The 26,822-nt window shown below is 64.0% G+C and carries 24 protein-coding genes; 8 read left to right on the forward strand and 16 right to left on the reverse strand.

The window, feature by feature from the left end; translation table 11 throughout:
- Positions 1-45: 45 nt before the first annotated feature.
- Complete coding sequence (purM, locus tag LSO07_RS27090; protein ID WP_034788683.1) at positions 46-1,089, reverse strand: phosphoribosylformylglycinamidine cyclo-ligase; 1,044 nt, start codon at positions 1,087-1,089, stop codon at positions 46-48.
- Positions 1,090-1,277: 188 nt separating this feature from the next.
- Between purM and LSO07_RS27095 the strand changes: the two genes are divergently transcribed.
- The 6 genes from LSO07_RS27095 (at position 1,278) to panB (ending at position 6,753) form a co-directional block, all read left to right on the forward strand.
- A complete protein-coding gene (locus tag LSO07_RS27095) occupies positions 1,278-2,360 on the forward strand; it encodes an AI-2E family transporter (RefSeq protein WP_034788685.1) in 1,083 nt (360 codons plus the stop codon).
- Between the two features lie 216 nt (positions 2,361-2,576).
- On the forward strand, positions 2,577-3,245 hold the full coding sequence (hda, locus tag LSO07_RS27100; protein WP_058048421.1) for a DnaA regulatory inactivator Hda: 669 nt from the start codon (positions 2,577-2,579) through the stop codon (positions 3,243-3,245).
- On the forward strand, positions 3,245-3,916 hold the full coding sequence (locus LSO07_RS27105) for an HAD family hydrolase (protein ID WP_151098005.1): 672 nt from the start codon (positions 3,245-3,247) through the stop codon (positions 3,914-3,916). The genes hda and LSO07_RS27105 overlap by 1 nt, the downstream gene beginning before the upstream one ends.
- Entirely contained in the window at positions 3,909-5,279 is a 1,371-nt protein-coding gene (gene pcnB / locus LSO07_RS27110) for a polynucleotide adenylyltransferase PcnB (RefSeq protein ID WP_070254664.1), read from the forward strand. The genes LSO07_RS27105 and pcnB overlap by 8 nt, the downstream gene beginning before the upstream one ends.
- On the forward strand, positions 5,279-5,767 hold the full coding sequence (gene folK, locus LSO07_RS27115) for a 2-amino-4-hydroxy-6-hydroxymethyldihydropteridine diphosphokinase (RefSeq protein WP_092608605.1): 489 nt from the start codon (positions 5,279-5,281) through the stop codon (positions 5,765-5,767). Before pcnB ends, folK begins: the two co-directional genes overlap by 1 nt.
- A 110-nt stretch (positions 5,768-5,877) precedes the next feature.
- Positions 5,878-6,753: a 3-methyl-2-oxobutanoate hydroxymethyltransferase gene (gene panB / locus LSO07_RS27120; RefSeq protein ID WP_170846355.1), complete on the forward strand. Its 876-nt coding sequence runs from the start codon at positions 5,878-5,880 to the stop codon at positions 6,751-6,753.
- Positions 6,754-6,894: 141 nt separating this feature from the next.
- Here the strand turns inward: panB and LSO07_RS27125 are convergent, their stop codons facing one another.
- From LSO07_RS27125 to LSO07_RS27155, 7 genes are all read right to left on the reverse strand, one after another.
- A complete protein-coding gene (locus LSO07_RS27125; protein WP_151097268.1) occupies positions 6,895-8,382 on the reverse strand; it encodes an aldehyde dehydrogenase in 1,488 nt (495 codons plus the stop codon).
- A 36-nt stretch (positions 8,383-8,418) separates the two neighbouring features.
- Positions 8,419-9,264 (reverse strand): ABC transporter permease, encoded by an 846-nt coding sequence (locus tag LSO07_RS27130; RefSeq protein ID WP_070281693.1) that lies wholly within the window; start codon positions 9,262-9,264, stop codon positions 8,419-8,421.
- The gene (locus LSO07_RS27135) at positions 9,261-10,202 is read right to left on the reverse strand and encodes an ABC transporter permease subunit (RefSeq protein ID WP_070281694.1); all 942 of its coding nucleotides are present in this window, start codon (positions 10,200-10,202) and stop codon (positions 9,261-9,263) included. The genes LSO07_RS27130 and LSO07_RS27135 overlap by 4 nt, the downstream gene beginning before the upstream one ends.
- A gap of 7 nt (positions 10,203-10,209) precedes the next feature.
- Positions 10,210-11,358: an ABC transporter ATP-binding protein gene (locus LSO07_RS27140; protein ID WP_151097270.1), complete on the reverse strand. Its 1,149-nt coding sequence runs from the start codon at positions 11,356-11,358 to the stop codon at positions 10,210-10,212.
- Between the two features lie 138 nt (positions 11,359-11,496).
- The gene (locus tag LSO07_RS27145) at positions 11,497-12,957 is read right to left on the reverse strand and encodes an aspartate aminotransferase family protein (protein WP_151097272.1); all 1,461 of its coding nucleotides are present in this window, start codon (positions 12,955-12,957) and stop codon (positions 11,497-11,499) included.
- A 12-nt stretch (positions 12,958-12,969) separates the two neighbouring features.
- Positions 12,970-14,340 carry a glutamine synthetase family protein gene (locus tag LSO07_RS27150; RefSeq protein WP_035822563.1) on the reverse strand — a complete coding sequence of 457 codons (1,371 nt, stop codon included), beginning with the start codon at positions 14,338-14,340 and terminating at the stop codon, positions 12,970-12,972.
- A gap of 54 nt (positions 14,341-14,394) precedes the next feature.
- The gene (locus LSO07_RS27155; RefSeq protein ID WP_151097274.1) at positions 14,395-15,162 is read right to left on the reverse strand and encodes a gamma-glutamyl-gamma-aminobutyrate hydrolase family protein; all 768 of its coding nucleotides are present in this window, start codon (positions 15,160-15,162) and stop codon (positions 14,395-14,397) included.
- Between the two features lie 282 nt (positions 15,163-15,444).
- On the opposite strand from LSO07_RS27155, the gene LSO07_RS27160 reads away from it, so the two are divergent.
- A complete protein-coding gene (locus tag LSO07_RS27160) occupies positions 15,445-16,590 on the forward strand; it encodes an MFS transporter (RefSeq protein ID WP_070254670.1) in 1,146 nt (381 codons plus the stop codon).
- A 6-nt stretch (positions 16,591-16,596) separates the two neighbouring features.
- Here LSO07_RS27160 and LSO07_RS27165 read toward each other — a convergent pair whose 3' ends face one another.
- The 5 genes from LSO07_RS27165 to LSO07_RS27185 all read right to left on the reverse strand — a co-directional run bounded on the left by LSO07_RS27165 (position 16,597) and on the right by LSO07_RS27185 (position 23,057).
- Positions 16,597-17,403: a hypothetical protein gene (locus LSO07_RS27165; RefSeq protein WP_151097276.1), complete on the reverse strand. Its 807-nt coding sequence runs from the start codon at positions 17,401-17,403 to the stop codon at positions 16,597-16,599.
- Positions 17,400-17,966 (reverse strand): sigma-70 family RNA polymerase sigma factor, encoded by a 567-nt coding sequence (locus tag LSO07_RS27170; RefSeq protein ID WP_225317432.1) that lies wholly within the window; start codon positions 17,964-17,966, stop codon positions 17,400-17,402. Before LSO07_RS27170 ends, LSO07_RS27165 begins: the two co-directional genes overlap by 4 nt.
- Before the next feature lie 49 nt (positions 17,967-18,015).
- Positions 18,016-19,905: a beta-propeller domain-containing protein gene (locus tag LSO07_RS27175; protein WP_151097278.1), complete on the reverse strand. Its 1,890-nt coding sequence runs from the start codon at positions 19,903-19,905 to the stop codon at positions 18,016-18,018.
- A 94-nt stretch (positions 19,906-19,999) separates the two neighbouring features.
- Complete coding sequence (locus LSO07_RS27180) at positions 20,000-20,623, reverse strand: trimeric intracellular cation channel family protein (RefSeq protein ID WP_151097280.1); 624 nt, start codon at positions 20,621-20,623, stop codon at positions 20,000-20,002.
- A gap of 4 nt (positions 20,624-20,627) precedes the next feature.
- Positions 20,628-23,057, reverse strand: a complete 2,430-nt coding sequence (locus LSO07_RS27185) for a penicillin-binding protein 1A (protein WP_151097282.1) — start codon at positions 23,055-23,057, stop codon at positions 20,628-20,630.
- A gap of 138 nt (positions 23,058-23,195) precedes the next feature.
- Here LSO07_RS27185 and LSO07_RS27190 point away from each other — a divergent pair, with 138 nt between their 5' ends.
- Positions 23,196-24,089 carry an HTH-type transcriptional regulator ArgP gene (locus LSO07_RS27190; RefSeq protein WP_208672440.1) on the forward strand — a complete coding sequence of 298 codons (894 nt, stop codon included), beginning with the start codon at positions 23,196-23,198 and terminating at the stop codon, positions 24,087-24,089.
- On the opposite strand, the gene LSO07_RS27195 is transcribed toward LSO07_RS27190, so the two are convergent.
- The 3 genes from LSO07_RS27195 to LSO07_RS27205 are packed head-to-tail and all read right to left on the reverse strand — an operon-like array spanning position 24,090 to position 26,819.
- The gene (locus LSO07_RS27195) at positions 24,090-24,962 is read right to left on the reverse strand and encodes an ABC transporter permease (protein ID WP_092607391.1); all 873 of its coding nucleotides are present in this window, start codon (positions 24,960-24,962) and stop codon (positions 24,090-24,092) included.
- Entirely contained in the window at positions 24,959-25,804 is an 846-nt protein-coding gene (locus LSO07_RS27200) for an ABC transporter ATP-binding protein (RefSeq protein WP_151097284.1), read from the reverse strand. Before LSO07_RS27200 ends, LSO07_RS27195 begins: the two co-directional genes overlap by 4 nt.
- 1 nt (position 25,805) lies before the next feature.
- Positions 25,806-26,819: an ABC transporter substrate-binding protein gene (locus LSO07_RS27205; protein WP_151097286.1), complete on the reverse strand. Its 1,014-nt coding sequence runs from the start codon at positions 26,817-26,819 to the stop codon at positions 25,806-25,808.
- Positions 26,820-26,822 lie beyond the last annotated feature (3 nt).

A 26,822-nucleotide genomic window follows, 5' to 3' on the forward strand; every position in this document is an offset into this window, starting at 1 on the left:
GGCAGGCCTCTTGCGAGTGCCTGCCTTTTTTATGTCGATTAAGACTTAGATGACAATCGTTTGATGCTCGTCACCCACGCGGGCGCGGATGGTGCCGATGCGCGAGACGGTTTCGCCGGCCGCTTGCAATTGCGCGATGGCGGCGTCCGCGTTTTCCTGCGAGACGATGACGGTCATGCCGATGCCGCAGTTGAAGACGCGGTGCATTTCGGCGTCAGCCACGCCGCCGTGCTGCTGCAGCCACGTGAACAGCGGCGGCATGGTCCATGCCTTCGAGTCCAGCTCGGCCACCAGGCCAGGCTGCAGCACGCGCGGGATGTTTTCCACCAGGCCGCCGCCGGTGATGTGCACCATGCCCTTGACTTCCATGGCATCCATCAGCGCCAGCAGCGGCTTGACGTAGATGCGCGTCGGCTGCATCAGCACGTCGGCCAGCTTGCGGCCGTGGAAGTCGCCTTCCAGGTCAGGTTTCGCCACTTCGATGATCTTGCGCACCAGCGAGTAACCGTTCGAGTGCACGCCGGACGAGGCCAGGCCCAGCACCACGTCGCCCGGGGCGATCTTGGTACCGTCGATGATTTTCGATTTTTCCACGGCGCCGACGGCAAAGCCTGCCAAGTCGTATTCGCCGGCCGGGTACATGCTCGGCATTTCCGCCGTTTCGCCGCCGATCAGTGCGCAGCCTGCTTGTTCGCAACCCTGGGCGATGCCCTTGATGACGTCGGTGGCGATCGCCACGTCCAGCTTGCCGCAGGCGAAGTAGTCGAGGAAGAACAGCGGTTCGGCGCCTTGCACCAGGATGTCGTTGACGCTCATGGCGACCAGGTCGATGCCGACCGTGTCATGACGGTTCAGTTCGAACGCCAGGCGCAATTTGGTGCCCACGCCGTCGGTGCCCGAGACGAGCACCGGTTCCTTGTACTTCTTGCTGATTTCAAACATGGCGCCAAAACCGCCCAGGCCGCCCATCACGCCTTCGCGCAGGGTGCGCTTGGCAAACGGCTTGATTGCTTCGACTAAAGCGTCGCCTGCGTCGATATCGACGCCAGCGTCACGGTAGGAAAGGGAAACATTAGAAGTCTGGTTCATGGTGTGGTGGCAGCGGAGGCGGTAAAATAGAAGGCGGATACCCGCCGGCACGCGCGCGCAAGCATGTTTTTCAACATCGTGCGGCAGGACGCCAGCGGGTGAATTCGGTCGATCAAGTCGCTATTTTATCAAACTGCCCCGCCATTTCGTAATTAACTGCCTTTTTTTAACGCAACAGCACAAACTACATGCCATTCGCCATCACCGCCGAACAGAAGCAAACAGCATTTTGGATCGCGGTCTGGCTGGCATTTTTGCTGCTGCTCGTCAGCCTCGGTCCCATCCTGACGCCCTTCCTGGCCGCCGCCATCCTCGCCTACGTGCTCAATCCCGGCGTCGACCGGTTGCAGCGCCTGCATTACAAGCATTTTTACGTGCCCCGTCCGCTGGCCGTGCTGGTCGTCGTAGTGTTGTTTTTCCTCGCCATTACGGCGCTGGTGCTGATCGTCGTACCCGTGCTGCAAAAGGAAATCCCGCTGCTGCAGGCGCAAATCCCGCAATTCCTGAACAAGGCCAACGATTTCCTGGCGCCGAAGCTGCGCGACCTGGGCATCCGCGTGCGCCTCGATGGCACCGGCATCAAACGCATGCTGAGCCAGCAGATGGCCACCAGCGGCGATGAAATCTGGAGCACGGTACTCGCCTCGGCCCGTATCGGCGGCACGGCCGTGCTGGGCTGGCTGGCCACCGTGGTGCTGATTCCCGTGGTGCTGTTCTATCTGTTGCTGGATTGGCATCCGATGCTGGCGCGCATCGCCGGCGCCGTGCCGCGCCGCTGGGTCGGCCGCACGGTGGGCATGGCACAGGAAGTCGATACCCTGCTGGCGCAATATCTGCGCGGCCAGCTGCTCGTCATGCTGGTGCTGGCCACGTATTACTCGGTGGCGCTGGCCATCGCCGGTTTTGAAGTCGCATTGCCTGTGGGCATCATCACGGGCTTGCTGGTGTTCATTCCCTATCTGGGCTTCGGCCTGGGCCTGATGCTGGCGCTGATCGCCGCCCTGCTGCAATTTGCCGACTGGAGCGGCGTCATCGCCGTGGCCGTCATCTATGGCTGCGGCCAGGTCATCGAAGGCTTTTTCCTCACGCCGCGCCTGGTGGGCGAGCGCATCGGCCTGAACCCGCTGGCCGTGATCTTTGCCTTATTGGCTTTCGGACAATTGTTCGGTTTCGTCGGCGTTTTGCTCGCTTTACCCGCTTCTGCCGTCCTGATGGTCGCTTTTAAGCATCTAAGACGCCACTACCTGTCCAGCACCTTCTATAATGCGTGACAAGGTGACTGACATAAGCTACTGCGCGTCGCACTTTGCGGCCGGCGATGCTCACCGTACTACAGTACGGTTGCGCTTCTCGGCCACAAATCGCTGCCGCTCGCGACGCTTCTGCCAGGCACTCGAGACGACTACAATGTTAAATTAATAAAAATCCAACAACAAACGCGATGACGACGCACAAGCAGTAATGAAAAACAGGACAAGGCGTACGCCATGAAACAACTGGTGCTCGATTTAGGCACAGACCAGGCGCACAGCCTCGATACCTTCGAGGTGGGACAGAATGCCGAAGTGGCGCAGCTGATGCGCCAGTTCGCCGCGCGCACTTCGCGCGAACATTTTGCCTACCTGTGGGGCGAACTGGCCGCCGGCAAGAGCCACCTGCTCAAGGCCCTGGCCAGCACCGAGCGCGCGCGCTACATTTCGCCATTCTCGATCGAGTCCGAATTCGTGTATTCGCCTGATGTGGATTTGTACCTGCTCGACGACTGCGAAAAACTGTCGCCGCTGGCGCAGATCGATGCCTTTGCCCTGTTCAATGAAATCCGCGCCAACAAGGCCTTCATGGTGTGCAGCGGCGCCGTGCCGCCGGCCGTGCTGCCCGTGCGCGAAGACTTGCGCACGCGCATGGGATGGGGCCTGATCTACCAGATCCACGGCTTGACGGACGATGAAAAAATCGCCGCCCTGACCCAGGCGGCCACCACCCGCGGCTTGACCTTGTCGCCCGGCGTGTTACCCTATCTGCTGTCCCATTTCCGGCGCGACATGCGTTCGCTGTCGACGATGCTGGACTCTCTCGACCTCTACTCCCTTGAAACCCAACGCCCGATCACCTTGCCATTGTTGCGCGAGTTGCTGCAGGCGGAAGCGAAAGAATGATGAATCTGGCCCTGTTTGACCTCGACCACACCCTGCTGCCCATCGACTCGGATCACGAGTGGGGCGAATTCCTGGTACGCATCGGTGCCGTGGACGCCGCCGAATTCACCCGCCGTAACGACGAATTTTTCGCGCAATACCAGGCCGGCACGCTCGATCCGGTGGAATACCTGGAATTTTCCCTCGGCACCCTGGCGCAATTCCCGCGCGAACGCCTGGAAGCGCTGCACAAGCAATTCATGGCTGAAGTGGTCATGCCGGCCATCCGCCCGGAAGTCGTGGCCCTGCTGAAACAGCACCAGGACGCGGGCGACCTGCTGGCCATCGTCACGGCCACCAACCATTTCATCACCAAACCCATCGCCGATGCGCTGGGCGTCGAGCACCTGCTGGCCGCCATGCCAGAATATGACCCGCAAGGCAATGTCACGGGCAAGCTGGTAGGCACGCCGACCCTGGGCGCGGGCAAGCTGACCCACACCTACGCCTGGCTGGAAAAGATGGGCAAGGAACTGGGGCAGTTCGAGCGCAGCTATTTTTACAGCGATTCGCACAACGACATTCCCCTGCTGTCGGTCGTGACCCACCCTGTCGCGACCAACCCCAATACCGCTTTGAGCGCACACGCATCCCTCCACGGCTGGCCATCACTTCACTTATTCAATGATTAAAAAATTCATCCGCAAGATCCTCGGCGTTAAAAAAGAGGCAGCGCGCGACACCACGGCACCCATCGTGCTCGGTCCTGCGCAACACGGAATCGACCCGAAACTGGTGTCGTCGAATGCCATCCGCGTCACCAGCAGCCTGCAGGAAGCGGGCTTCGAGGCCTTTGTCGTCGGCGGCGCCGTGCGCGACCTGCTGCTGGGCGTGAAGCCGAAAGACTTCGACATCGCCACCAACGCCACGCCGGAACAGGTCAAGCGCTTGTTCCGCCGCGCCTTCATCATCGGCAAGCGCTTCCAGATCGTGCACGTGATGTTCGGCCAGGATTTGCTGGAAGTGACGACCTTCCGCGGCGCCGGCGCCGACTCCGCGCCCAAGGATGAACATGGCCGCGTCCTGCGCGACAATACCTTCGGCTTGCAGCACGAAGATGCGCTGCGCCGCGACTTCACCATCAACGCCATGTACTACAACCCGGCCACGCAGGAAGTGCTGGACTACCACGGCGGCGTGGAAGACATCCGCGCCAAGACCTTGCGCATGATCGGCAAGCCGGAAGAGCGCTACCGCGAAGATCCCGTGCGCATGCTGCGCGTGGTACGCTTTGCCGCCAAGCTGAAATTCACCATCGAGCCGCACACGGCCGCGCCGATCCCCATCATGGCGCCGCTGATCAACAACGTGCCCGCGCCGCGCGTGTTCGATGAAATGCTGAAACTGCTGATGAGCGGCCACGCGCTGGCCTGCCTGCAGCAGCTGCGCAAGGAAGGCTTGCATCACGGCCTGCTGCCGCTGCTCGACGTGGTGCTGGAACAGCCGCTGGGCGCAAAATTCGTCACCCTGGCGCTGGACGCCACGGACGCCCGCATCGCCGCCGGCAAGACCGTCTCGCCGGGCTTCCTGTTCGCTTCGCTGCTGTGGCACCAGGTACTGGAAAAATGGACGGCCTACCGCGCCGCCGGCGAATCGACCATTCCCGCACTGCACCTGGCGGCCGACGACGTGCTCGATTCGCAGACTGAAAAGCTGGCCTTGCAGCGCAAGATCGGTTCCGACATGCGCGACATCTGGTCGATGCAGCCGCGCTTCGAGCGCCGGGTCGGCAAGGCGCCGTACAAGTTGCTCGAGCACCTGCGCTTCCGCGCCGGCTACGACTTCCTGCTGCTGCGCTGCGCTTCTGGCGAGATCGACATGGACATCGGCGAATGGTGGACGGCCTTTTATGAAGGTGACGAGGAAACGCGCGAAGCGCTGCTCGTCAGCGCCAATGCCGCACCGGGCGCCGTCAAGAAAAAGCGCCCGCCACGCCGCAGCACGCGCAGCAAGACCGGTGGCGGCTCGGCCACCGGCAGCAGCAGCGACGAATGATGGACGCACCTGCGCTGGTCACCGCTTACATCGGCATCGGTGCCAACCTGGGCGACGCGCGCGCGAATGTGCAGGATGCGATCGCACGCCTGGCGCGCCTGCCAGGCGCCAGCTTGCTGGACGCCTCGGCCAGCTACCGCACGGCGCCCATCGATTCGAGCGGTGACGACTACGTCAACGCCGTGGCGCGCATCACGACCACCCTGCCGGCAGAGGAACTGCTGCTGGCCCTGCACGCCATCGAGGCGGCGCATGGACGCGAGCGGCCTTACCGCAACGCCCCGCGCACCCTGGACCTGGACTTGCTGCTGTACGGCGATGAACGGATCGCCAGCGCCACGCTGACAGTGCCCCATCCGCGCATCACCGAGCGCGCCTTCGTGCTGGTGCCGCTGCTCCAACTGGCGCCCGCCGTCATCGTGCCCGGACTCGGTCCGGCGCAGGACTACCTGGCGGCCGTGGCCGATCAGGCCATCAGTCAGCTCTGACCCCAGCTCCGACCCGTTCCGCTCCCATCCTCTACAATGCCGCTCCTGCAGCAGGCCGCATAAAGTACTACACTAGCGGCGTTGCACCCCTTTCACTCTAGAGAATACCTATGTCCGCTTATTTGCAAGGAACAGATCTGGCCGCAAAAGACAAGGCCGCCACACCGGCGCCGGCGCCATCCAAGCCTGTCGCCAACAAGGCCGTGACCATCCACACCCTGGCCACGCTGCGCGCCGCCGGCGAAAAGATCACCATGCTGACCTGCTATGACGCCAGCTTTGCGTCCCTGATGGACCGCTGCGGCGTGGAGATCCTGCTGATCGGCGATTCGCTCGGCATGGTCTGCAATGGCCACAACTCCACCCTGCCCGTCACCGTGGCCGAACTGGCCTACCACACGGCATCCGTGGCGCGCGGCAGCAAGTCGGCCATGATCATGGCCGACTTGCCGTTCGGCGCCTACGGCACGCCTGAAACAGCCTATGCCAACGCCGTCATCCTGATGCAGGCTGGCGCGCACATGATCAAGATCGAAGGCGGCGCCTGGCTGGCCGAGATCGTCCGTTTCCTCACCGAACGCGGCATCCCCATCTGCGCCCACATCGGCCTGACGCCGCAATCCGTGCACCAGCTGGGCGGCTATAAAGTGCAGGGCAAGAGCACGGAAAGCGCGGCGGAACTGAAGAACGACGCGCTGACGCTGCAAAACGCGGGCGCCGCCATCGTGCTGATGGAAGCGATGCCGTCGCAGCTGGGCAAGGAAGTGACGGACATGCTGACCATCCCCACCATCGGTATCGGCGCCGGTCCCGATTGCTCGGGCCAGGTGCTCGTCATGCACGACATGCTGGGCGTCTTCCCGGGCCGCAAGGCGCGCTTCGTGCGCAACTTCATGGAAGGCGCGGCCAGTATCGACGACGCCGTCACCGGCTATGTGAAAGCCGTCAAGGATGGCAGCTTCCCGGCGCTGGAACACTGCTTCTGACGTAGTTTGTTTTAAGTCGGCTTGCGCGCTGCGCGCCAAGCCGACCTACGAGACCATCAGCGCCGTAGGCCGGGTAGGTCGGATTAGGCGGGGCCGCCGAGGCCGCAGGCCGTAATCCGACAACACCACAGGCGCAAACCCCTACCCCACCTGTATCCACGTCGTCTTCAGCTCCGTGTACTTGTCCAGCGCGTGCAATGACTTGTCACGCCCATTACCCGACTGCTTGTAGCCGCCAAACGGCACGGTGATGTCGTCGCCGTCATATTGGTTGACGTGCACGGTGCCCGCACGCAGGGCCCGCGAGGTCTGGATGGCTTTGCTGATGTCCGACGTCCATACGGCCGCCTGCAAGCCGTACGGCGTGGCATTGGCCTGTTTCACCGCCTCGGCAATATCCGTAAAGCCCAGCACGGACAAGACGGGGCCGAAGATCTCTTCGCGCGCGATCGTCATGTCCGCATCCACGCCAAAGACGGTCGGCTGCACATAGTAGCCCCCCGTATCAAGGCGCACGGCCTCGCCGCCGCCCAGCAGCTGCGCGCCTTCGCTCTTGCCGGCCGCGATATAGCCCATCACGGTTTGCATCTGCGTGGCGTCGACGATGGCGCCCATGACGGTGGCTTCGTCGAGCGGGTCGCCGGGCTGGAAACGGGGCAGCATGGCCAATGCCTTGGCCAGGAATTCTTCCTTGATCGATTCTTCCACGAACAGACGCGAGGGCGCATTGCAGCTTTCGCCCTGGTTGAAGAAGATGGAGCCGACGGCGGCCGCCACGGCCTTGTCCAGGTCAGGGCAATCGGCGCAAACGATGTTGGCGGACTTGCCGCCCAATTCCGTCCACGCCCGTTTCAGGTTTGACTGGCCCGCCATCTGCACGATCAATTTTCCCGTGCGCGTGGAGCCCGTAAAACCGATGCAATCGACATCCATGTGCAGCGCCAGCGCGGCGCCGGCCTCGTTGCCGTAGCCGGGCAGCACGTTGAAAACGCCTGCCGGCACGCCCGCTTCCAGCGCGATGTCGGCCAGGCGCAAGGCCGTCAATGGGGATTTTTCGGAGGGTTTGAGGATCACGCTATTGCCTGCCGCGAGGGCCGGCGCGATCTTCCAGGCAGCCATGATCATCGGGTAGTTCCACGGCACGATGGCGGCGACGACGCCCACCGGTTCGCGCGTGATCAGGGCCAGGCTGTTGGCCGGAGTCGGCGCGATTTCATCGTAGACCTTGTCGATCGCCTCGCCATACCAGCGCAGGCAGTTGGCCGTGGCGCCCACGTCCACGCTCTGGCTGTACTTGATCGGTTTGCCCATGTCCAGGGTTTCCAGCAAGGCCAGCTCGGGGCCGTACTTCTGCACCAGGTCGGCGAACTTGATCAGCACGCGCTTGCGCTGCGCGGGCGATTTCCCTGCCCAGCGGCGGTCCTCGAAGGCGGCGCGCGCGGCCTGCACGGCCGCATCCACGTCCGCCCCATCGCAACGGGCCACTTGCCCCAGGAGACGCCCATCGATGGGCGACAGATTGTCGAAAGTCTGGCCTGACCTGGCCCCGGCGCGCTCGCCATTGATAAAGGCGCGGCCATCGATCGCGAGCGCTGCGGCCCGTGCATGCCAGCTGGTGTTTTCCGTCATGGTCGTCTCCTGCAAGGTGAAAACGCCAGCTTACTCCTAGTCGGCCAAATAAGCCGCAGACATCTGCTTGCGCCGTCTCCGGTCGGCGCGCGCCAGCATCACGGCATACGCGATCACGGCAAGCGTCACCACCAGGATGGTCAGCGCGGCAATGGCATTGACGCGCGGATCGAGCCCCAGGCGCGCGCGCGAGAAGATCACCAGCGGCATGGTGGTCGAACCGGGACCGGACAAAAAGGCCGACAGCACCACGTCATCCAGCGACAGGGTAAATGTCAGCAGCCAGGCCGACGCCAGCGCCTGCGTGATGTTCGGCAGGGTCACGAGGAAGAATACCTGGTGCGCGCGGCAGCCCAGGTCCATGGCCGCTTCGGCCAGGGATTTACTCATCTCCTGCAGGCGCGACTGCACCACCACGGCCGCATACGCCATGCCCAGCAGGGTGTGGCCGAGCCAGATGGTCAGCACGCCACGTTCGGGGAAACCGAAGACCTTTTGCATGGACACCAGCATCAGCAGCAGGGACAGGCCGATGATCACTTCCGGCATCACCAAAGGCGCGCTGACCATGGCGGAAAACACCGTGCGGCCACGGAAGCGCTGGTAGCTGCTCAAGGCGAAGGCGGCAAACGTGCCGAGGATGACGGACGATGTGGCCGACATGAAGGCGATCTTCAGGGACAAACCGAAGCCCGAGATGATTTCCGTATCGCTCATCAATTCGCTGTACCAGCGCAGCGAAAAGCCGCTCCACACCATGTCCTGGCGCGAGCTGTTGAACGAAAAGACGATCAGCACGATGATGGGCAGGTAGAGGAACAGATAGCCGAGCGAGAGCCAGCCGCGGCCGAACCAGCGCTGCAGGAAATTACGTCCGTTCATGTGCGTTCCTCCGCGTTCTGGTCCGTCTTGTATTTGTTAAAAATGGCCATCGGCACGAGGATCAGCAAGACCACCAGCACCGTCACCGACGACGCCATGGCCCAGTCGTTGTTCGTGAAATATTCATCCCACAGCACGCGGCCGATCATCAGGGTTTCCGGGCCGCCCAGCAGCTCGGGAATCACGTATTCGCCCACGGACGGGATGAACACCAGCATGGCGCCGGCGATGATGCCCGATTTCGACAGGGGCACGGTGATGCGCCAGAACGCCTGCAAGGGCGTGGCGCCCAGGTCGGCCGCCGCTTCCAGGAAACGCATATCCATTTTCACCAGGTTCGCGTACAGGGGCAAAATCATGAAGGGCAGATAGGCGTACACCATGCCCACCACCAGCGAAAATGAGGTGTTCATCATGTGCAGCGGTTCGCTCACCACGCCCAGCGCGATCAGCAGGTCGTTGAGCAGGCCGTGGTTGGCGAGGATACCCTTCCATGCATACACGCGCAGCAGGAAGGAAGTCCAGAACGGCAGCATCACCAGCATCATCAGCACGGGCCGGATCGATGGCCTGGCGCGCGCCATGAAGTAGGCGAACGGGTAGCCGATGAAGAGGCAGATGGCGGTGGTGATGGCCGCGTATTTCAATGAACTGAGATAGGTGAGCAGATACAGTTCATCGGCGGCGATGAACAGGTAGTTGGCGATTTTGACCTTCAGCACGACGATGCCGTCGACATACGACAGCAGGCCGCCGAAGGGGCTGCCCGCCGTGTCCATGTCGGACAGGCTGATACGCAGCACGATCAGGAAAGGCACGAGGAAGGCTGCCGCCAGGAACAGCGAGGGCACGGCGATGACGGCGCCGCGGCCCGCATTTCTTCCCGTTATCCAGCGCAAGGTGACCAGACCGCGCAGCATTTGCAAAATGGACGTCATGATGGCCTCAGCTGGTCAGCACGACGATGTCGGCGCCATCCCACCACACCCACACGCGCTGTTCGCGCTCGAGGCGCGCGGCGTCGTGGCGGGCCGCGTTGGTGCGCGAGACTTTCACCACCGTGCCGCTGTCGAGGCGTACGTGGTAGCTGGTTTCATTGCCAAAATATGCCATGGCGACGATCACGCCCTGGGCGCAGTTGTAGCCATGTTCCGCCGGCGACGCGCGCTCTTGCAAGGCAGGTGGCTCGATCTGGATGCCGATTTTTTCGGGGCGCACGGCCACCGAGACATCCATGCCCAGGTTGCCTGTGATGCCGTGCGAAACATAGTGCTCGCCATCGGCGGTGGCGATGACCACGTGGTCGGGTTCATCTTCCGTGATGCGGCCGTCGAACAGGTTGACGCTGCCGATGAAGTCGGCGACAAAACGGCAGTTCGGCGTCTCGTAGATTTCGCCGGGAGCCCCCACCTGCAGGATGCGCCCTTCGCTCATGACGGCGATGCGCGTGGCCATGCTCATGGCCTCGTCCTGGTCGTGCGTGACCATCACGCACGTGACGCCCACCTGCTCGATGATATTGACCAGTTCCATCTGCGTGCGTTCGCGCAGTTTTTTATCCAGCGCGCCCAGCGGCTCGTCGAGCAGCAGCAATTGCGGACGCTTGGCCAGGCTGCGCGCCAGCGCCACGCGCTGCTGCTGCCCGCCCGACAACTGGTGCGGCTTGCGCTTCGCATACTGCCCCAGTTGCACCAGCGCCAGCATCTGCTCGACCCTTGACGCCACTTCCGCCTTTGGCAAGCCATCGCGGCGCAGGCCGAAGGCGATGTTGTCCCACACGGACAAATGGGGGAACAGCGCATACGACTGGAACATCATGTTGATGGGGCGCTGGTGCGGCGGCACGTCGACGATGCTGTTGCCCGCCAGGGCGATGCGCCCCGACGTCGGCGTCTCGAAGCCGGCCAGCATGCGCAGCAGGGTCGACTTGCCGCAGCCTGAACTGCCGAGCAGAGCGAATATCTCGCCCTTGTTGATCGTCACGGAAATATCATTGACGGCGCGCACGCCATCGAATTCCTTGACCAGTTGATCAATCAGCAAGAAAGGCGCTGGGGCGTCGCTGGCCGAAGCAAAGGGTGTTGCTATCGTCATGTGTGGGTGGCTTCTGGGTAAGAGGGTGTCAAAATGAAAAACTGGCCACTACAAAGAGCGGCCAGGATGGAAGTTTAGCGGAACTGCCGCCATTGCGGTCCAAAAAATGCGCAGATGGCGGCAAAATGGGGCAAAAACCTACACCCAGCCCTTCGCTTTCACCTCCGCATGGGTCTTGTCGAGGCACACGCGTATCAAGCCCACCATTTCATCGATCTGCGCGCGCGTCATCACCAGCGGCGGGGCGACGATCATGCGTTCACCCACGGCGCGCATGATGACGCCGTTGTCGAACATGTGGCCGCGGCAGATCATGCCCACGCCCTGGTCCTCGTCGAACAGCTCGTTGTCATGCACGGTGGCGCCCTTCTTGCGCACGAGGTTCAGGCCCGCGACCAGGCCACAGCTGTCCGCATAGCCGACCAGCGGATGTTCGCCCAAGCTGGCGAAGCACTGCTTCAGGTACGGTCCCGTATCGTCGGCCACCTTCGCCACCAGCTGCTCTTCCTCGATGATGCGGATGTTTTCCAGCGCCGCCGCGCAGGCAACGGGGTGGCCGGAATACGTGAAACCGTGCGTGAATTCGCCGCCCTGCTCGATCAGCACCTTGGCTACCCTGTCGCCCACCAGCACGCCGCCCAGCGGCACATAGCCGGACGTGACCCCCTTGGCAAAGGTGATCAGGTCGGGCTTTATGCCGAACAGTTCGGAGCCGAACCAGCGCCCCAGGCGGCCGAAGCCGCAGATGACTTCATCGGCGATGAGCAAAATGCCGTACTTGTCGCAGATGCGCTGGATCTCGGGCCAGTAGGTCGATGGGGGAATGATGACGCCGCCGGCGCCCTGCACCGGCTCGCCGATGAAGGCGGCCACCTTGTCGGCGCCGATTTCCAGGATCTTGTCTTCCAGCCAGCCAGCCGCCTTTACACCGAATTCCTCGGGGCTCAAGCCGTGGCCCGACTCCAGGTAATTGGGCTGGCCGATATGCGCGATGCCGGGGATGGGCATGCCGCCCTGCGCATGCATGCCATCCATGCCGCCCAGCGACGCTCCCGCCACCGTGCTGCCGTGATAGGCATTGTGGCGGCTGATGATGGTATGTCTCTCCTTGTAGCCGAGGATATCCCAGTAGCGGCGCACCATGCGCAAATTCGTGTCGTTGCCTTCGGAGCCGGAACTGGTGAAGAACACGTGCTGGAACTGCGGCGGCGAGATTTGCGCCAGCTTGGCGGCCAGCTGCGCGGCCGGCACGTTGGTCGTGCCAAAGAAGCTGTTATAGAACGGCAGCGTCTCCATCTGCCGGTACACAGCTTGCGAGATCGACGTGCGGCCGTAGCCCACATTCACGCACCACAGGCCCGACATGCCGTCGACGATCTTCTTGCCCTGGCTATCCCACAGATAGACGCCGTCGCCGCGCACCATCACCCTGGCGCCCTTGCTTGCCAGGTCCTGGAAATCGGTGAATGGATGCAGGTAGTGGGCCGAGTCCATCTGCTGGATGGCGGCCGTGTCATACACCTGCGGCGCCGCGTTTTTCTGCGCCACGGAGGCGACCAGGGCAGCGCTCGGCGCCAGCGGATTGTTTGTTGTACTCATTGCGATCCTTTCTTAAACGTGGAGCAGAAGATGCTCGCGCTCCCACGGGCTGATGACGGTCATGAACTCCTGGTGCTCCAGGTCCTTGATGGCCGCATACACGTCGATGAAGCGCTCGCCCAGCACCGTGCGCAGCTTGTCTTCCGCGCGCAGCAGCTGCAGGGCTTCGGGCAAGCCTTGCGGCAGTTCGAACTTCATGTCATAGGCGCTGCCCACCATCATCGGCGTCGCTTCCAGCTGCTCCGTCATGCCGAGATAGCCGCAGGCCAGCGTGACGGCCAGGGCCAGGTAAGGATTCGCGTCGGCGCCGATGATGCGGTTTTCCACGCGCCGGTCCTGCACGCCCGACTCGGGCACGCGGAAGCCCACCGTGCGGTTGTCCAGTCCCCACTGGATGTTGATCGGCGCGGCCGTATGGCGCACGATGCGGCGGTAGGAATTCACGTAGGGCGCGACGATGGCCATGGCCGACGGCATGTAGCGCTGCAGACCCGCGATGTAATGCTTGAAGATGGGCGCGGCCGAACCGTCCTCGTTGCTGAAGATGTTCAGGCCTGTCTTCGCATCGACGACGCTCTGGTGCACGTGCATGGCGGAACCTGGCTCGCCGGCCATCGGCTTGGCCATGAAGGTGGCGTACATATCGTGTTTCAGGGCCGCTTCGCGCAGGGTGCGCTTGAAGAAAAACACCTTGTCGGCCAGGCCCAGCGGATCGCCGTGCAGGAAGTTGATTTCCATTTGTCCCGCGCCGATCTCGTGGATCAGCGTGTCGACGTCAAGGTTCATCAATTCGCAGTAATCGTAGATATCCTCAAACAGGGGATCGAACTCGTTGACGGCGTCGATGCTGTACACCTGGCGGCTCGTCTCGGCCCTGCCGCTGCGGCCGATGGGCGGCTTCAAGGGCAAGTCCGGGTCCGTGTTTTTCGCCGTCAGGTAGAACTCCAGTTCCGGCGCCACCACCGGTTTCCAGCCCTTGTCCGCATACAGTTTCAGCACGCGCCGCAGCACAGATCTTGGAGCGAAATCGACCAGCGCGCCGTCGGCGAAATAGCAGTCGTGGATGACTTGCGCGGTGGGATCGGTTGCCCACGGCACCATGGTGATGGTGGTGGGATCGGCCTTCAAGATCATGTCGCGGTCGGTGCTGGAAATGGCGCGGTCGTAGCCGCCATCGTCGACCGGGTAATTGCCCGTCACCGTCATGCCGAGTACCGCTTCCGGGATGCGCATGCCGCGCTCCTGGGTGAATTTCCCGCGCGGCAGGATCTTACCGCGCGCCACGCCCGTCAGGTCGGGTACCAGGCATTCGATTTCCGTGACACGCTTTTCATTGAGCCACAAATCCATATCCGTATAGGTGAAATTTTCACGTATTGCCATGTTTCCCTCTCGTTGGTCTTGATCGAACACCGCGTACTGCGTGCGGCGCGCCTGTCATCCTGTCTTTCTATGCTGCTGTTCCTGGTAATCGCGGCAAGCCTGGCCGAAGGCGCCGAACAGGCGCATGGAATGCGGATTGTCTTCCACCTGCCATTCCGGATGCCATTGCACGGCCAGCGTAAAACCGGCGGCGCTGGCCACCGTATAGGCTTCCACCAGGCCGTCGTCGGCCAGGGCTTCCACCAGCAAGCCATCGGCCAGCCGGGCGATGCCCTGGCCATGCAGGGAGTTGACCATCATTTCGCTCTCGCCACCCAGCAGGCGTGACAGCAGGCCGTCGGGCATCAACTTGATGCGGTGCGCTGGCGCGTACTGGCGCGCCAGCGGATCGAGCACGTTCTCGCGATGGTCCTGCATGCCCGGCACCGCGTGCACGGCCTGGTGCAGGCCACCGCCCAGGGCCACGTTGACTTCCTGGAAGCCGCGGCAGATGGCGAGCAGGGGCAGCTGGCGCGCCAGCGCGGCGCGGATCAGGGGCAAGGTGGTGGCGTCGCGCGCGGGATCTTGCGGCAGGTCGGGATGGAGGATATCTTCGCCATACAGGCGCGCGTCGACGTTCGAGGCCGAGCCGGTCAGCATCACGCCATCGGCGATCTGCAGCGCCGCTTCCAGGTCCGCATCCGCACCCAGGGCGGGCAGCAGCAGCGGCATGCAGCCGGCGCCGTGCAGCACGGCGTGCAGGTATTTGTCCTGTGCCATGTGCCAGACGTGGCTGCCAAGCTGGCGCTGGCAGGCGGGAACGAGAACGATGGGACGGCGCATAGAGCTTCCTCGCTGGCGTGACGATCCAATGACAGCACCGTGACGGCGCTGCCGCTCGCTTCACTGTACAGCAGAGCCGGCAGGGGCGGCCACACGGATGGACGTGGCCAGCGGCGGCACACATCGCCTACACTACGGCTTTGCAGTATTGTCCTTATTAAAATCATCATATGCCCGTCCGGCGCCAAACACCAGCGCCGCAGGCAAAGTCCCTTACTTTCCCATGCATCCACACCGTTTTCCAGCCATACCGAACACCTTTTCCACCCCGCGGGGGCAGCCATGAAGCACATGCCGTGGCGCGACTTCTTCGCCCTCGTGGTGAGCATCGGCGTGGTCGGCCTGGGCCTGGGCGCCACCATGCCGCTCACCGCCCTGACCCTGCACCAGCGCGGCGTGGGCACGGACATCATCGGCATGATCACGGCCGTCAGCGCCCTCGGCATCCTGGCCGCCTCGCCGTTCGTCTCGCGCTGGGTGGGGCGTTTCGGCGCGCGCGCCACCATGCTGGGCGCCGTGTGGGTGGCGTCGCTGGCGACGATCGCCATGCAGTTTACCGACCACCTGCTGGCGTGGAGCGTGCTGCGCTTCCTCTTCGGCGGCGCCATGGGCGTGCTGTTTACCATCGGCGAAGCGTGGGTGAATCGCCTGGCGCCCGATAATTCGCGCGGCCGCGTGGTCGCCATGTACACCACCAGCTTTACTTTCTTCCAGCTGATCGGCCCCGCCCTCGTGGCGCTCTTCAACGACAAGATCAGCTGGAGCTTTGCCGCCTGCGGCCTGCTGTTCTTGCTGGCAGTGCCGGGCTTGATGCTGATCTCGAACAGCGGCCCGGAACGCGAACCGGAAGAACACGGCGTGAAGTGGACCCTGATCCTGCCGCGCATGCCGATGATCGTGCTGGGCGCCGCCTTCTTCGCCCTGTTCGATACCCTGGCATTGAGCTTGCTGCCGCTATACGCGATGGAGCACGGCATCGGCACGGACCTGGCCCTGCTGTCGGCCACCGTGGTGCTGGTGGGCGACACGGGCCTGCAATTCGCCTTGGGATGGATGGCCGACCGCTTCGGCCGTGCCAAGGTCCATGCGGGCTGCGGCGTGGCCGTCTGCCTGCTGCTGCCGCTGCTGCCGTTTGCCGTCGGCACGCCGTGGCTGTGGTGGACCCTGCTGCTATTGCTGGGCGCGGCGGCGGGCGGCATCTACATGCTGGCGCTGGTGGCCTGCGGCGAGCGTTTCACGGGACTGTCGCTGACCAGCGCCAGCGCCATCGTCAACGCCACCTGGGGTGTCACCAGCGGCGGCGGCCCCCTGTTGACGGGCGTCCTGATGCAATCGGTGGGCGTGAACGCCCTGCCGGCAGTGATGTGGGTATGCGCCGCCATTTTCGTGGGCAGCGCCGTGTGGGAGCGCAGGAAGGGAATCGTCTAGCGTTTTTTACTTATTCTCCAGCCGCTGCCGCAACTCCTCGGCCACAGGGTAGTCGGGATAGGCTTGCCGGAACGCCGCCCATTCCTCCTGCGCCAGCGCACCTTCGCCCGCCTTCAAGAGGGCGTTAATCTTCACCAGCCATACGGAAGCGTCGAGCTTTGCGGGCGGCGGCATCGGCGCGGAGCGGGCCGCAACGGGCGCGGGCTTGGCCAGCGCACGCTGCACCGGTGCCTGGCGCTGCATGCTGGCCTCGGCCTGCATGGCCGCTTGCTGCTCCATCGCCTGAGGCATTGCCGTGGCAGGGGGCGGCGGGGCAGGGGGCGCTGGCGCTGGCACGGGTACTGACACGGGTGCCGGCACTGGCTCGGCCTGCGCTGGCATCCTGGCTGCCGCCTTGGCCATGGTGCGCGGTGCCGGCGGCGGTGGCGCAGATACCGTCGCGGGCGCAGCGGCCGGCTCGGACATCACCTCCTGCGTGACCGGCTCCCCGACCACGGGAAATTGCGCCGGCTTCGAGCCGAACCAGTCCACGCCGATCAGGTTCACCGTCAACAGCACGGCCGCGGCCAGCCCCAGCGGGACGCGCCAGCGCTGCAGATAGTCCGGTGATTTCTTGGCAGGCAAGGTGCGCAGCACGCCATCGGCGCTGTCGTTCGCCGCTGCCGGCTTGTGCAGGGCTTTTTCCGCGTCCGCCAGAATGGCCGCATCGAGCGCGCTGGAAGGCGCGGGCTGCGGCAGGCTGGCCAGCAGCGCGTTCAATTCTTCGTCGTGATGATCTTGAGGATCTTGAGGATCCGTATCGTGCGTATTCATGCCTGTCCTCCCGCGCCAGCGGCGCTGTCCAAGCCCGCGCGCAATTTCTGCATGGCGTAACGCAGCCGGCTCTTGACGGTTTCCGCCTCAGCCCCCGTCACCACGGCGATCTCGAGGATGCTCATGCCGCTGAACTGCTGCAGCACCAGCGCTTCCTTTTGCTCCACCGGCAGCGCGGCGATGGCGGTATGCAGCAGCGCGTGCTGCTGTTTCTGCTCCAGCGATTGCGGCGGCGATGTGCCCTCGTCCGCCAGTTCGCCCACATCGTCGTGTTCCTGTCCTTCCCGCTGGCGCAGGATGTCGATCAGACGGTTGCGCGCGATCTGGTACAGATAGGTGCGGAACGCCGCCTGCGGCTGGTAGCCGGCGCGCGCCGCATGCAGGCTGGCCCACGCGTCCTGCGCGATCTCATCCACCCACGCGCGGCGCGGCGAACGCCAGGCCACGAAGCGGTACAGGCCCTGGCTATGGCGCCGGTACAGTTCGCGAAACGACGGCAGGTCGCCGGCGCTGTAGCGCAGCATCAGGTCTTCATCCGTCGCGGTCAATAAAGTGTCGGGCATAAGAACCAGTGTAGCCGAACTACGCGGCGGCGACAATTTCGCTACGCCGTCAGCGTACAGCGGGCGCAATGGGTGCATAGCTGATGCGGCGCACTTCGCGGATCTGTCCATCCCTGAGCGCCCCTTCCACCAATTCATAGCCGAGCAAAGCGAAGACCCGGCCCTGCAAGAACAAGGGGCGCGCATTGCCGTACCAGTCCACGCAGGACGCGCGGCAGCCATCGTCCGGCGTTTGGCCGGACCGCGCCGCCAGCGCGCCCAGTTCCGTCAATTGCAAGCCGCTGTTGCGCAGATAGAGAACGGATGCGGCTGACTTGTTGAGGCCAGGCCGCTCGTCCGCGCCCAGGATGGGCAAGCCGATCATGCCCTCGCCGGCCGCTTGCGGCTTGTAGAAAAAGCCGTGGCTGCGCGACTCGCCCTGCGCCGCATCGGCGCGGATATAGCGCGCGGCAACCGCCGCCTGCGCTCCCAGGCGAATGCTGCTGAAGTGCAGATCCCGTCCCTGCGCGCCGATCACCACGGCGTCATCGCCCAGCGCCTCGATGCGCTCCACGCCGTGCGGCAGGGACAAGGCTTGCACGCTGCCCGCATCGGCCCAGCGCACGGCATACAGGGGCTGGCGCGGCCAGGCCTGATCCGCCTGCCGGCGCCCGGCATTTCCCGGATTGCCGTACAACAGATAGGATCCCACATAACGGTTCTGCAAACCGTAGCCACCGCCACCGGGCAGCGCCTTGTAGCTACTGGCGGGCACGCTGTCGCGGCCATCGGAAAACGACGCCAATGGCACGCGCAGCAAGGCCATGTCGCCCCGCCCTTTTGCGCCATCCCACATGCCATCGCCCTGGCCTTCGGCACGCAGCAGGACGTTCAGATGGCCGTCAACGCTTTCCAGGAATGAGAACTGGTCGACCGGGGCACCGGCCACTTTCAGGGCGCTGGGCGCGCTGCCATCGAGGGGGATGCGGAACACGCCGGAGTCGCTGCCGCGGCGCGTGGTCCACACGAATACGGATTCACCCGACACATAAAACACGCGGCCCTGCGGTCCCATCACGGCGGTCGCTTCGCAGCGCATGTCGCGCTGCGCCAGGTCGCACACGGTGACCGTATGCAGGGTCAGGCCGGCGCCCATCTCGGGCTCTTCATCGGTGCGGTAGATGCGCGTTGCCGGAGCGATGCGCTTGAAGTCGGACGGCACGGTGTCGGGGCGCCAGCGGCGCAGCGCGGGAAAACCGCTGAACGGGTCGCCACGGCGCAAGTTCAGCGACAGGGGCGAATAGAACACCAGTTTGCTGCCGACCAGGCGGCTCGCGTAATTACGCGAGGAATAATAATCGTTGGAGCGCAAGTGATAGGTGGAGCGGTAGGCCAGCTTGCCGTCCGCGTTGACGTCGAACAGGCCGATCTCCGTGCCGCCACGGCTGTAGCTGTAGCCGATCACCACCACCGTATCGCCGTCGATCAGCATCTCGTCATACCAGCTGCCCGACGGATCGCTGCCCGGCGCGAACGCGTCGAGCGAAGACACCGGCTGCAAGGCCTTGCCGCCCACCTGCACGGTGAACAGCTTGCCGCGCCTGAGCATCACCAGGTGCTTGCCATGCAGCTTGACGATACCGCCTTCGTCCACGCCCGCCGTCTGCACATTGGTGACCGATTCCGTCGCTTCTGCCGATGCTGCCGGCGCGGCTTTCGCCGCCATCGGCGCGGGAGGGGCCGGCGCTGGCACCGCCATGTACTGCGCCGTGGCGCGCTGCAGTTTCTGCTGCTCCCTTTGCAGTGCCGCCTGGTGGGCCTGCAACTGCTGCAGGTAGCTGCTCAAGGCCTGCTCGCTGGCAAACGGCGCCAGGGTCTTGCGCGGCGTCGTGCCGGCGGCGTGGCTGCCGGCCGACAGCAGCAGGGACAGTATCAATGTGATCTTGAGGGCGCTGGACATCGCTTCTTCTCCGGTTGGCTGGGGTGTCCAACATGAAACGCAGCGGCGGAGAAAAAGGGGTTAAATGCGCGTGAAAATATTCACGCCGCTGCCGTTACTCGAAACCGCGTATGCGGTCGCCGTTGAAATTCGGCAAGCGCCATTCGAAGTGCAAGGCCAGGAAGCGGAACAGGAAACCGGCGCCGATGGACGCCAGCTGCGCCACAGAGCTGTCGACCTTGAAGTACAGCAGGCCGACATACAGGCTGCCCGTGAACAGGGCCACGGTGGCATACACTTCGCGCTGCAGCACGAGGGGAATCTGGTTGCACAGGATATCGCGCAGCAGGCCGCCGAAGACGCCCGTGATCATCCCCGCCAGCACGACGATGGCCGGATGCATCTTGGCCGACATGGCGATGTCGCAGCCGATCACGCAAAACGCCACCAGGCCCAGTCCGTCGACCAGCAGGAAGATGGCACGCAGGTGGTGCAGGTAGCGCGCGACAAAGGCCGTGACGACAGCCGCGCCGATGGTAAACAACAGGTATTCGGGATGCGCGATCCAGCCCAGCGGATAGTGCCCCAGCAGCACGTCGCGCACGGTGCCGCCACCGAGCGCCGTGACGGTGCCGATCATGCAGATGCCGAACAAATCCATGCCGCGCCGCATGCCCATGATGGCGCCGGACATCGCTTCGGCAACAATCGCCACCAGGTAAAGCGTATATAACAGCATGGTCTTACTCTTCCGAAAATGATTTGAGAATTTGTTCGCGTTCGCGCGCTTCGCTCAGGGTGCGCGCTTCGTGGCCCGTGCCGCTGGTGCCGCGCTCTTCGCCGTTGGCCAGGCGCGTGTCGGCGCCCAGGCTGCCACTGCCGCAGCCGACGCTGCTGTGGATAAAGGCATGGCTATCCTTCAGGCAGTCGCCGGCCAGGTATTCCGCATACACGTAATCGCCATCGAGCAGGGACAGGCCAGGCGGTTCCGCCAGCACCTGTTCGCGGCGGCCCTGCACGGCCACCTGCATGTAGTCGCGCCAGACAGGCAGCGCCAAAGTCCCCCCGGTGGCGTTGCCCAGGCTTTTCGGCTGGTCGTAGCCGAGCCAGACGACGGAAACCAGGCCCGAGGAATAGCCGGCAAACCAGGCGTCATACGCTTTGTTCGACGTGCCCGTCTTGCCGGCCGCGTCGCCGCGCCCCAGCGCCAGCGCGCCGCGTCCCGTGCCGCTCTTGACGACGTCGCGCAGCATGCTGTCCATGACGTAGGCGTTGCGCGTGGAGATCACTTGCGTGCCCGGCGCCGGCTCGCCCTTGGCGCGTGGCGCCGCATCGCTGAACAGCACTTCTCCGCTGCGGCTGCGCACTTCCTTGATCAATTTCGGCGGCATCTGCACGCCGCCATTGGCGAAGACGGCATACGACTGCGCCAGCTGCAGCGGCGTGACGGCGCCCGCGCCCAGCGCCAGCGGCAGGGAGACGGGATTGCGCGCGCCCTCGAAGCCGAAGCGCGTGGCGTAGTGCTGCACGTAGCCGGGACCGGCCGCCTGCATCAGGCTGACGGCGACGAGGTTTTTCGAGCGCACGAGGCCGCGCCGCACGCTGATGAAGCCTTCATAGTTGTTGCCGTAATTGCGCGGACGCCAGGGCCGTGCGCCCGTTTCCTGCGGCAGCAGCAGGCGCTGCGTATCGTCCACGGCCGTGCCGGGGAAATATCCCTTTTCCAGCGCCGCCGAATACACGAAAGGCTTGAAGCTGGAGCCGGGCTGGCGGTAGGCCTGCATGGCGTGGTTGTAGTGGTTGCGGTAGAAATCGAAGCCGCCCGCCATGGCGACGATTTCGCCGCTGTGCGCCTCGACGGAAATGAGCGCGCCTTCCATCTCGGGCAACTGGCTCACCAGCCAGCGCTTCTTTGCCGCGTCGTGCATCACGCGGATCACGCTGCCCTCGACGATGGCGCGCTTGCCATCCCATTGCAGCTTGCCGCCCAGGCGCGCATCCGATGCCGCCAGCACGATCTCGTCGCCATTGCGCAGCTGCGCCGTCAGCTGGCGCTTGCCGGCGGTTTCCACTTTGCGCACGAGGGCGGCGCGCAATTCTCCGCTATCCGGGTAGGCGGCCAGCTGGCGCGCCACGCTGTCTTCGGAAGCGGCCAGGCGCGCTTCCGGGCCACGGTAGCCGCGCCGCGCCTGCGCATTCAATAGCCCGTCGCGCAGCGACTTGTCGGCCGCCCGCTGCGGCGCCATGCGGATGGTGGTCGTCACGTCCAGGCCCATGCTGTAGGCGCCTTCGGGATAGCTTTGCAGGATCAGCTGGCGCGCTTCCTCGACCGCATACGCGGCCGCGTGCACGGAGCTGTTGCGGTCCTTGTTCAGGGCCAGTTTTTCCGCCACCGCCGCATCGTATTCGGCTGGCGTGATGTAACCGAGTTCGCGCATGCGCTGCAGGATGTAATGCTGGCGCACGGTGGCGCGCTGCGGATTGGCGACGGGGTTGTAGGCCGATGGCGCCTTCGGCAAGCCGGCCAGCATGGCCGCTTCCGCGATGCTGACCTCGGCCAGGGGCTTGTCAAAGTAAATGTTCGAGGCGGCGGAAAAGCCGTAGGAGCGCTCGCCCAGGTAAATCTGGTTCATATACAGCTCCAGCAGCTTGTCCTTGCCATAGTGCTGCTCCAGCTTGTAGGCGAGCAGCATCTCCGTCAGCTTGCGCTGCACGGTTTTTTCACGCGACAGGAAGAAGTCGCGCGCCACCTGCATGGTGATGGTGCTGGCGCCCTGCGCGTGGTGGCCCGTGACGACGTTGGCGAGCGTGGCGCGCGTCAGACCATAGAAATCGACGGCGCCATGCTCGTAGAAACGCGCATCCTCGATGGCCAGCAAGGCCTGGCGCATGCGCAGCGGGATGTCTTTCAACGGCAGGAATTCACGGCGCTCTTCACCGTATTCAGCCAGCAGCTCGCCTTCGCTGGAGAAAATGCGCAGCGGCAGGGCGGGCTTGTACTGCGCCAGGTGCTCGACGGCGGGCAAATCCTGCCACGCCTGGCGCAGCCACCAGCCGCCCGCCAGGGCGGCGGCCATGCCCAGGCCCAGGGTCAATCCCAGGCCGAATTTCAGATTGCGCGCCAGCTTAGACTGGGGCTTGCGGGGGGTGCTGCCGTTCGCTTGTGCTTCCATGGTGGTATTCCCTTGCTGCCAGGAGGCCGCACGCTGGCGCGTGGCACTCCATCAAAGAGGTATTGTGCACTGCAACACACCCATCCTTATTAAAAGTAAGTATTATTTAGTATTGATAAATTTTTCTTATGTAAGGCAGTGACCATGGATCTCAATCCCAAGCACACGGAAGCGTTTCGCGCCGTCGTCGAAACGGGCAGCTTCGAGCAGGCGGCGCTGCGGCTGCATCTGACGTCGCCCGCCATTTCGCAAAGGGTGCGGGCGCTGGAAAGCCAGCTGGGCAATGCCTTGATCGTGCGCAGCCGTCCCGCGCGCGCCACGCGCATGGGCCAACGCCTGATGCAGTATCTGAAGCGCGCCAAGCTGCTGGAAGCGGACTTGCAGGCGGAGCTGGCGGTGCAGCAGGATGCCCCGCTGACCCTGGTGCTGGCGCTGAACGCGGATTCGATGGGCACCTGGTTCTTCCCCGCCCTGTCCGAGGTGCTGATACGCGAGCGCGTGCTGCTGGACCTGACCGTGGAAGACCAGGACCACACGTACACCTTGCTGGAGACGGGCATGGCGATCGGCTGCATCAGCACGGAAGCCAAACCCATGCGCGGCTGCACGGCCGAGCCGCTGGGCGTGATGCGCTACTGGCTGGTCGCCACGCCCGCGTTTCGCCAGCAGTGGTTCGCGCACGGCCTGACGCGCAAGGCGGCGCGCACGGCGCCCGTCGTCGCCTATACGCGCAAGGACACCTTGCAATCGTCGTTCCTGCAAGAAGCGCTGGGGCTGCCCGAAGGGGCTTACCCCTGCCATTACGTGCCGGGCGCCACCTCGCACTTCAATGCCATCCGCTATGGCCTCGGCTACGGCATGGTGCCCGAACTGTTATTGAAGGCGAACACGGATGGCGAGCTGGTGGAAATGCTCACGCCCAAGACCCCGGCCGACGTGGCCCTGTACTGGCACACGTGGAAAGTGCAGTCGCCGCGCATGGAGCAACTGTCGCGGCAAATCATCGCGGCGGCGCGCAGCATGCTGAAATAACTATCGTTGCATGCCCCAGCGTTTCAAGGTGACGCGCTCCAAAGTGCGAAAGCCGATGTTTTCCACCAGCAAGCCGATGACGATGACGGCTGCCAGGCCGGCGAACACCTTGTCCGTGTACAGCTCGTTGCGGTTCTGGAAGATGTACCAGCCCAGGCCACCTTGCCCCGAGGTGGTGCCGAACACCAGCTCGGCCGCGATCAGGGTGCGCCAGGCAAACGCCCAGCCTATCTTCAACCCCGAGACGATGGAGGGCAAGGCGCCCGGCACGAGGATGTGCAGCACCAGGCGCAAGCCGTTCAAGCCATAATTGCGGCCCGCCATGCGCAGGGTCTCGGGCACGCCCTGGAAGCCCGCATACGTGTTCAGGGCCAGCGGCCACATCACGGAATGGACGATGACAAAGATCAGGCTGGCGCGGCCCAGGCCGAACCACAACAAGGCCAGCGGCAGCAGGGCGATGGCCGGCAAGGGATTCAACATGGCCGTCAGGGTTTCCAGCACGTCGCGCCCGATGCGGCTGGACACGGCCAGCAAGGTCAGCACGAAGGCGGCCAGCACGCCCACGGCATAGCCCTGCAGCAAGACGACGAGGGACGCGGCTGTGCGCGTGAGCAACTCACCGCTGGTGATGCCGCCGATAAACGCCTGCGCCGTCTGCAGAAAGCTGGGCAGCAATAGATCGTTCTGCGTCCAGCGCGCCGCGCCTTCCCACAACAGGGCCAGGCTGAGCAAAATGAACGCCTTGCGCCACAGCGCGTGCTGGCTCACACGCTGCCAGCGCGACAGCGGCTGCTCGACCGTGACGCCGGCCGGCGGCGGCGCCGCATACACGAACTCCTGGCGGATGGGCGGCTCCAGCAGCGCGCTCATACGGCCTCCCGCTGCGCAGTAACTGCTTGCGGGACAGGAGCCACTTCCTCATCGAACAGCAAGCCGTGGATGCGGCTGCTGGCGGCCTGGAATTCCGCGCTACCCGCGCTGTGGAGACCGAATTGATGACTGTTGAGTTCGGCGCGCACCCTGCCCGGATGCGGCGACAGCAGCAGGATGCGGTTGCCCACGACCAAGGCTTCCTCGATCGAATGCGTAACGAACACGAGGGTAAAGCGCAGCTCTTCCCAGAGGCGGCTCAGCTCTTCCTGCATCTTGCGCCGCGTCAAGGCATCGAGGGCGGCAAACGGCTCGTCCATCAGCAGCACTTCCGGCTGCATGGCCAGGGCACGGGCGATGGCCACGCGCTGCTTCATGCCGCCCGACAAGGTGTGCGGATGGGCATCCTCGAAGCCGGCCAGGCCCACCTTGGCGATCCAGTGATGGGCGCGCTCGCGGGCCGCCACCTTATCCAGGCGCTTGCTGGCCAGCAAGGGGAACATGACGTTTTCCAGCACCGTTTTCCATGGTGGCAACTGGTCGAATTCCTGGAACACGACGACGCGGTCCGGCCCCGGCTTATGGATGGGCTGGCCTTGCATGGCGATGCTGCCCGCGCGCGGCGCGATGAAGCCGGCCACGGCTTTCAGCAGTGACGACTTGCCGCAGCCGGATGGCCCCAGCAGCACGAAACGGTCGCCGCGGAACACGTCAAAACTGACGTCATGCGTGGCGCGCACGGTGCGCTGCTCGGTGCGGTATTCCAGGCTGACATGCTTGACACTGAGCAAGGGCTGCAAGGTGACCGGAGGACGTACCAGGTGAAAAGCGGGCGCGTTCATGTCAGCCTCCCTGCGTGATGGCAGGGTCGTCAAAAAAGTAATCGCGCCAGCTGTCGGGCAGGTTGCGGATGGCGCTCACGCGGTGCAGGAATTGCGCCAGGCCATAGGTGTTTTGCGGCGCGATCTTGAATTGCACTTGCGGGTTGGCAAAGATTTTCAGCAGCAGATTGCGGTCCACTTTGCTTTTATTCACCTTGATATAGATGTCGGCCGCGCCTTGCGGGTTGCTGCTCGCATACTGCGCCGCTTCCGCCAGGGCGGCGATGAAGGCGCGGTAAGTCTTGGGATTGTCCTTGCGGTACTTTTCCGTCGCATACAGCAGGGTCGACGAGCTGGGTCCGCCCTGCACGTCATACGAGTTCAGGATGATGTGGGCGTTCGGGTTCTGCGCCAGTTCCTGCTCCTGGAACGGTGAATTGCCGAAGTGGCCGGTCAGCTCCGTGCCGCCGGCGATGATGGCGGCCGCAGCGTCCGGGTGCGGCAGGGTTTGCGTGATTTTATCGAGACGGGCGAATTCCTTGTCGCCCCACTGCTTTGCCACCGCCATCTGCAAGATACGCGCCTGCACGGAGACGGACACGGCCGGCAAGGCGATGCGGTCCCTGTCCGTCAAGTCCGCCAGCGTTTTCACCTTGGGATTATTGCTGACCAAGTAGTAGGGGAAATTGCCCAAGGACGCCACACCGCGCACGTTCTGCCGGCCTTTCGTCCGGTCCCAGATGGTCAACAGCGGACCCAGCCCAGCCCCCGCGATATCGATATTGCCCGACAACAAAGCATCATTGATGGCCGGGCCGCCAGACAGGGTGATCCACTCGACTTTCACATCGACGCCCTGCTGCTTGCCATGCTTTTCGATCAGCTTTTGTTCCTGCGCAATATTGAGCAGCAAGAAGGTGATGCCGTGCTGGCCCGCGATGCGGATCTGACCTTCGGCCCGGGCCATGGGCATGGCCATGCACAGCAGGGCAATGGTGGCGAGCAGGCGGCGGGAAAAGGTAAAGATCGGCAACATGGA

Source organism: Janthinobacterium sp. PLB04, assembly GCF_021165895.1.
Taxonomy (GTDB): Bacteria; Pseudomonadota; Gammaproteobacteria; order Burkholderiales; family Burkholderiaceae_D; genus Janthinobacterium; species Janthinobacterium lividum.

Excerpts from the sequence above, each read along its gene's own strand:
- purM (WP_034788683.1), bottom strand. The coding sequence starts at position 1,089 with ATGAACCAGACTTCTAATGTTTCCCTTTCCTACCGTGACGCTGGCGTC.
- LSO07_RS27095 (WP_034788685.1), top strand. The coding sequence starts at position 1,278 with ATGCCATTCGCCATCACCGCCGAACAGAAGCAAACAGCATTTTGGATC.
- hda (WP_058048421.1), top strand. The coding sequence starts at position 2,577 with ATGAAACAACTGGTGCTCGATTTAGGCACAGACCAGGCGCACAGCCTC.
- LSO07_RS27105 (WP_151098005.1), top strand. The coding sequence starts at position 3,245 with ATGAATCTGGCCCTGTTTGACCTCGACCACACCCTGCTGCCCATCGAC.
- pcnB (WP_070254664.1), top strand. The coding sequence starts at position 3,909 with ATGATTAAAAAATTCATCCGCAAGATCCTCGGCGTTAAAAAAGAGGCA.
- folK (WP_092608605.1), top strand. The coding sequence starts at position 5,279 with ATGGACGCACCTGCGCTGGTCACCGCTTACATCGGCATCGGTGCCAAC.
- panB (WP_170846355.1), top strand. The coding sequence starts at position 5,878 with ATGTCCGCTTATTTGCAAGGAACAGATCTGGCCGCAAAAGACAAGGCC.
- LSO07_RS27125 (WP_151097268.1), bottom strand. The coding sequence starts at position 8,382 with ATGACGGAAAACACCAGCTGGCATGCACGGGCCGCAGCGCTCGCGATC.
- LSO07_RS27130 (WP_070281693.1), bottom strand. The coding sequence starts at position 9,264 with ATGAACGGACGTAATTTCCTGCAGCGCTGGTTCGGCCGCGGCTGGCTC.
- LSO07_RS27135 (WP_070281694.1), bottom strand. The coding sequence starts at position 10,202 with ATGACGTCCATTTTGCAAATGCTGCGCGGTCTGGTCACCTTGCGCTGG.
- LSO07_RS27140 (WP_151097270.1), bottom strand. The coding sequence starts at position 11,358 with ATGACGATAGCAACACCCTTTGCTTCGGCCAGCGACGCCCCAGCGCCT.
- LSO07_RS27145 (WP_151097272.1), bottom strand. The coding sequence starts at position 12,957 with ATGAGTACAACAAACAATCCGCTGGCGCCGAGCGCTGCCCTGGTCGCC.
- LSO07_RS27150 (WP_035822563.1), bottom strand. The coding sequence starts at position 14,340 with ATGGCAATACGTGAAAATTTCACCTATACGGATATGGATTTGTGGCTC.
- LSO07_RS27155 (WP_151097274.1), bottom strand. The coding sequence starts at position 15,162 with ATGCGCCGTCCCATCGTTCTCGTTCCCGCCTGCCAGCGCCAGCTTGGC.
- LSO07_RS27160 (WP_070254670.1), top strand. The coding sequence starts at position 15,445 with ATGAAGCACATGCCGTGGCGCGACTTCTTCGCCCTCGTGGTGAGCATC.
- LSO07_RS27165 (WP_151097276.1), bottom strand. The coding sequence starts at position 17,403 with ATGAATACGCACGATACGGATCCTCAAGATCCTCAAGATCATCACGAC.
- LSO07_RS27170 (WP_225317432.1), bottom strand. The coding sequence starts at position 17,966 with ATGCCCGACACTTTATTGACCGCGACGGATGAAGACCTGATGCTGCGC.
- LSO07_RS27175 (WP_151097278.1), bottom strand. The coding sequence starts at position 19,905 with ATGTCCAGCGCCCTCAAGATCACATTGATACTGTCCCTGCTGCTGTCG.
- LSO07_RS27180 (WP_151097280.1), bottom strand. The coding sequence starts at position 20,623 with ATGCTGTTATATACGCTTTACCTGGTGGCGATTGTTGCCGAAGCGATG.
- LSO07_RS27185 (WP_151097282.1), bottom strand. The coding sequence starts at position 23,057 with ATGGAAGCACAAGCGAACGGCAGCACCCCCCGCAAGCCCCAGTCTAAG.
- LSO07_RS27195 (WP_092607391.1), bottom strand. The coding sequence starts at position 24,962 with ATGAGCGCGCTGCTGGAGCCGCCCATCCGCCAGGAGTTCGTGTATGCG.
- LSO07_RS27200 (WP_151097284.1), bottom strand. The coding sequence starts at position 25,804 with ATGAACGCGCCCGCTTTTCACCTGGTACGTCCTCCGGTCACCTTGCAG.
- LSO07_RS27205 (WP_151097286.1), bottom strand. The coding sequence starts at position 26,819 with ATGTTGCCGATCTTTACCTTTTCCCGCCGCCTGCTCGCCACCATTGCC.